This window comes from Acidovorax sp. HMWF029, assembly GCF_003060895.1.
Taxonomy (GTDB): Bacteria; Pseudomonadota; Gammaproteobacteria; order Burkholderiales; family Burkholderiaceae_C; genus Acidovorax.
Map to the genome: position 1 here is coordinate 30,809 of NZ_QAIH01000275.1, position 4,725 is coordinate 35,533.

The window sequence follows — 4,725 nt, forward strand, 5'->3', positions numbered from 1 at the left end:
CCGCCACCTGGGCCGGGCCGATGAAGATGTCGTAGCCCGCGCTGCGGGTGGCGCGCATCACGTCGGCCAGGTCATCGCTGGTGGCCAGGGCCACGGGCTGGCCCGAGGCCTTGGCCAGGCCCGACTCGGCCGCCGTGCGCAGGATGGAATGCGCGGCCTTGCGCGCAGTAGGCTCCACCGCCACGATGGCAGTGAGTTGGGCCAGCGCCGCGCTGCAGCCCAGGCCCCAGCACAGCAGTGCGGCCATGCGAATGCGGTTACGGGTGCGGGGGGCATGGGGGTTTTTATACGTGTTCATGACATCGCCCTTTCTCTTTCTCTCTCTGCCGAAGCGGCGAATATGCCCACGCCGCCTGACATGCGTGCGAATGTTTCTGATGTTTTGTATCTGTTACTTCTGTTAACGCAATGTTGCGTGCGGCCGGCCGGGGCTGCCGCACAGAATGCGGGCTGCCTCCGTGCTGGCCTGAGGAGGCTGCCGCCGGGCCGGGCCTTCCTGCCTGCCCATTCCACCCCCCATTCGGAGACCTTCCCATGACACATTCCACGACCTTGCCGCGCCGTCACATGCTGGCCGGAAGCGCTGCCGCCCTGGGCGCGCTGGGCCTGGCCGGATGGACGGGCACCACCCGGGCCCAGCAGGCGGCCGCTGCCGCTGCCAAGCCGCTGCCCGCCTATGCGGGCTGGAAGACACCAGACGCCCTTATCGTGCACAGCACCAGCACGCTGGAGACGCGCCGCTCTGCATTCGGCACCAGCGTCATCACCCCGTCAAACCAGCTGTATGTGCGCAACAACCTGCCCGCACCCGATGCCGCCATCCTCGACAACCGCGATGCCTGGACCGTGGCGATCGAAGGGGTCAAGAGCCCGCGCAGCCTGACCGTGGCCGAGCTCAAGACCCTGGGCGTTGAGACCGTGGCCACCGTGCTGCAGTGCTCGGGCAATGGCCGGGGCTTCTTCCCCAGCAAGCCCAGCGGCACGCCCTGGCAGGTGGGGGCGGCAGGATGTGTGGTCTGGAGCGGCGTGCCGCTGCGCAATGTGGTGGCGGCCCTGGGTGGGCTGGCCGATGGTGCTGCCTACCTGACCGGCACGGGCGGCGAGAAGCTGCCCGAAGGTGTGGACCCGCTCACCGTGCTGGTGGAGCGCTCGGTGCCCGTGAAGGCGCTCGACGACGCGCTGCTGGCCTGGGAGATGAATGGCGAGCCGCTGTCGCTGGCGCATGGCGGCCCGCTGCGGCTGGTGGTGCCCGGTTACCAGGGCGTGAACAACATCAAGTACGTCAAGCGTGTGGCCTTCGGCAGCGCACAGTCACAGGCGCGCATCATGTCGCACGGCTACCGCATGTCGCCGCCCGGCTCCAAGGCCAGCCCCGACCAGCCGTCGGTGTGGGAGATGGGCGTCAAGTCCTGGATCAACGGCCCGCTGCCCGACAAGGGCGCGCTCAAGCCCGGCCAGGTGCAGGTGCATGGCGTGGCCTTTGGCGGCACGCGCGGCATCAAGGGCGTGGAAGTGTCGGCCGATGGCGGCAAGACCTGGTTGGCGGCCAAGCTCATCGGCCCCGACCTGGGGCCCTTTGCCTGGCGGCAGTTTGCGCTGCCCCTGCGCCTGGAGGCAGGCAGCCATGTGCTGGCCAGCCGCGCCACCGACGCGGCGGGCAATGTGCAGGCCGAGCAGCGCGAGGAAAACCTGGGCGGCTACAACAACGCCAGCTGGCGCGACCACGCCGTTACTGTGACCGTCGCCTGACATGGGTAGATTGAACCGAGCACACCGCCTTGCCGTGGCGGTGTGGGCCGCTGGAGCCTGTGCGGCGGCTGGGGCTGCCGACCCCGCCGAACTGGCGCGCGGCAAGGAGCTGTTCACCAAGATCCAGCCCGCCTGCGCCGTGTGCCACACGCTGCAGGCGGCGGGTGCTGAGGGGCAGGTGGGCCCGGTGCTGGACGAGCTGAAACCCGACGCAGGCCGTGTGCTGCGTGCGCTCAAGGCGGGCATCGGCGTGATGCCGTCCTATGCCGAGCGCATGAGCGAGAAGGACATGCAAGCCGTGGCGCAGTTTGTGGCGCACGCCACGGGCGCGGCCAAGTAGGTGCAGGCTTGCGCCTCGGTTGCAGCGGGGCCTTGCTGCAACCGCGCACGGCCTCAGGCCACCGTGCGCGACGGCACCAGCGCCGCCCCGGCTGCGCGCCCCTGCAAGCCCTGGAACGCAAAGTCCACCTCGGGCACCCGGCCACTCACGATGTCGGCCAGCGCCTTGCCCGAGCCGCAGGCATGTGTCCAGCCCAGCGTGCCGTGGCCGGTGTTGAGGAACAGGTTGCCCACTTTCGTCTTGCCGATCAGTGGCACGTTGCTGGGCGTGGCGGGGCGCAGGCCGCTCCAGAACTGCGCCTGGGTGGTGTCGCCCGCGCCGGGAAAGAGCTGCTCCACGCGCCGCACGATGGCCTCGCTGCGCACCTGGTTCAGGTGGCGGTCATAGCCGTTCAACTCCGCCGTGCCCGCAATGCGCAGGCGGTCGCCCCGCTCGCTGGTGTAGCGCGAGAACACGAGCTTGAACTCGTCGTCCGTCAGGCTCACCTGGTGCGCCTTGGACGCGTCTTTCACCGGCATGGTCACCGAGTAGCCCTTGGCCGGGTAGATCGGTAGCGCGATGCCCAGCGGCTGCGCCAGCAGCGGGCTGAAGGAACCCATGGCCAGCACAAACGCGTCGCCCCGCACGCGCTCGAAGCGGCCTTCGGCATTGGTCACTTCCACATGGTCGATGCGGCCACCGGCCTCGCGCAGCGCGGTGATGTGGTGGCCCATGCGGAACTGCACGCCCGCCGCCTCGCACAGTTTGGCCAGCTCGCGCGTGAACTGGTTGGCGTCGCCGGATTCGTCCTCGGCCGTGTAGGTGGCACCGGCCAGCTGCGGGCGGATGTGGGCCAGCGCAGGCTCGATGCGCACGGCCTCGTCGGCGCTGATCACCTGGCGCTCGCAGCCGAGTTGGCGCATCTGCTCGGCCGGGGCCAGTGCGCCGTCGAATTCCTTTTGGTTGGTATAGAAGTGCAGGATGCCCTGCGCGCGCTGGTCGTACTGGATGCCGGTGGCCGCGCGCAGCTGCTGCAGCGTGTCGCGGCTGTACGTGCCCAGGCGCACGATCTGCTCGATGTTGTGGCGCGTGCGCGCGGGCGTGCAGTTGCGCAAGAAGGAAAGGCCCCACAGCCACTGCCGCATGTCGGCGCGCAGGCGAAAGAGCAGAGGCGCGTCCTCCTTGCCCAGCCACTGCAGCACCTTGAGCGGGGCGCTCGGGTTGGCCCAGGGCTCGGCGTGGCTCACCGAGATCTGGCCGCCGTTGGCAAAGCTGGTCTCGGCGCCGGGCGTGCCCTGGCGGTCGATGACGGTCACCTCGTGGCCGCGTTGCGAAAGGAAATAAGCCGAAGTCACGCCGAGCAAGCCGGCGCCCAGAACGATCACGCGCATTTTTGAAGCCTTTTTAGGGGTTCGCGCCTGATGGGTATGCGGTAGCAGCTACTAAATCAATAGCAAGCAGCTGGCGCATGTCCACCAGGCTGCCGCTCCCCCTGTCCTTGGTACCTGAGAGATTCACCGCTATCCCACCCGGGCTGCGGCTTGCTCCTTCGGTGCGCCACCACGCTGCGGGCAGGTGGTGGCGGCTCTCCAGACGGCTTTGAAAAATGGTGCAGTACGGAACCTGAGCGTGTATGGGAGTTTGCGCCTTCGGTGCACGGCGGGCGGTGCCACCGTGCTCTCCTGCGGGGGCCATTCTAGGAGCGCCCGGTGCGCTGAAACCGACTCCTGCGCGCTAATGGGCCGCAATCGTTGCTGATGCTGGCGCCGTGGGCCTCTGCGGCCGGTGGCCATAATTTGCCAACATCCCTGACCCTGAAACCACCCCATGCCCGATACCGCCTTCGATCCGCAGACCAGTGCCGCCGTGCTCACCATGGCCCGCCAGGGGCGCACGCCCCGCCCGTTCGACCTGCCCGCCGCGCTGCGCCCACAGGACGCCGCCCAGGCCTATGCCGTGCAGGACGCCGTGGTGCGCGAGCGCGGCGAAGTCGCGGGCTGGAAGGTGGGCTCGGCCGCGCCCGATGCACTGCCCGCGCGCGCGGCGCTCACCCGCGATTCGGTGTGGGTGGCGCAGGCCCCGCACGCCGGGCAGGCCGCAGTGCACCTGCCCACCGCCGGGTTTGCGGTGCTGGGGGTGGAGGCGGAGCTGGTGTACGAACTGGGCACCGACCTGCCCCCGCGTGAGACGCCCTACAGCGCGGCCGAGGTGCTGGCCGCCATGGTATCGGTGCGTGCCGCCATCGAGGTGTGCGACACGCGCTTTGCAGCCTGGGGGCTGCAGGGCGAGTGGAGCCGCCTGGCCGATCAGGCCTGCCATGGCGCGCTGATCGTGGGATTCGGGGTTCGTGATGTGGCCGCCGTGCAGCCGCTGTCGCAAGCCGTGACGTTGTCGGTGAACGGGGCGGTGGCTGTGCAGCACGCCACCTGGGGCAACCCGGCGGGCGACCCGCTGCGGCTGCTGGCCTGGCTGGCCAACGAAGGCGCACACAGCCTGGGTGGCCTGCGCGCGGGCCAGTGGGTGACCACGGGCTCTTGCACCGGCACCGTGCTGGTGGCGCCGGGCACCCGGGTGGTGGCAGATTTCCCGGGCCTGGGCCGGGCGGAGCTGGTGCTCGACTGAGCACCACCCGGCCAGCGCCGCGCCCGGCCCAGGCC

Annotated in this window: 4 protein-coding genes, 1 pseudogene and 1 riboswitch; of the genes and pseudogenes, 3 read left to right on the forward strand and 2 right to left on the reverse strand. The window is 69.7% G+C overall.

The window, feature by feature from the left end; all coding sequences use genetic code 11:
* Positions 1-298 (reverse strand): annotated as a pseudogene (locus DBR12_RS23235) (sulfurtransferase); the annotation flags it as partial.
* A gap of 236 nt (positions 299-534) precedes the next feature.
* On the opposite strand from DBR12_RS23235, the gene DBR12_RS19370 reads away from it, so the two are divergent.
* Both DBR12_RS19370 and DBR12_RS19375 read left to right on the forward strand, forming a co-directional pair.
* A complete protein-coding gene (locus tag DBR12_RS19370) occupies positions 535-1,749 on the forward strand; it encodes a sulfite oxidase (protein ID WP_108618726.1) in 1,215 nt (404 codons plus the stop codon).
* Position 1,750: 1 nt separating this feature from the next.
* On the forward strand, positions 1,751-2,089 hold the full coding sequence (locus tag DBR12_RS19375; RefSeq protein WP_108618727.1) for a cytochrome c: 339 nt from the start codon (positions 1,751-1,753) through the stop codon (positions 2,087-2,089).
* A gap of 53 nt (positions 2,090-2,142) precedes the next feature.
* Here the strand turns inward: DBR12_RS19375 and DBR12_RS19380 are convergent, their stop codons facing one another.
* Positions 2,143-3,459, reverse strand: a complete 1,317-nt coding sequence (locus DBR12_RS19380; RefSeq protein ID WP_108618728.1) for a D-amino acid dehydrogenase — start codon at positions 3,457-3,459, stop codon at positions 2,143-2,145.
* Between the two features lie 91 nt (positions 3,460-3,550).
* Positions 3,551-3,671, reverse strand: a riboswitch (glycine riboswitch).
* Between the two features lie 224 nt (positions 3,672-3,895).
* Here DBR12_RS19380 and DBR12_RS19385 point away from each other — a divergent pair.
* Entirely contained in the window at positions 3,896-4,690 is a 795-nt protein-coding gene (locus tag DBR12_RS19385; protein ID WP_108618729.1) for a 2-keto-4-pentenoate hydratase, read from the forward strand.
* Positions 4,691-4,725 lie beyond the last annotated feature (35 nt).

What these genes read in the sequence shown, in the direction of transcription:
- DBR12_RS19370 (WP_108618726.1), top strand. Translation starts at nt 535, where the DNA reads ATGACACATTCCACGACCTTGCCGCGCCGTCACATGCTGGCCGGAAGC.
- DBR12_RS19375 (WP_108618727.1), top strand. Translation starts at nt 1,751, where the DNA reads ATGGGTAGATTGAACCGAGCACACCGCCTTGCCGTGGCGGTGTGGGCC.
- DBR12_RS19380 (WP_108618728.1), bottom strand. Translation starts at nt 3,459, where the DNA reads ATGCGCGTGATCGTTCTGGGCGCCGGCTTGCTCGGCGTGACTTCGGCT.
- DBR12_RS19385 (WP_108618729.1), top strand. Translation starts at nt 3,896, where the DNA reads ATGCCCGATACCGCCTTCGATCCGCAGACCAGTGCCGCCGTGCTCACC.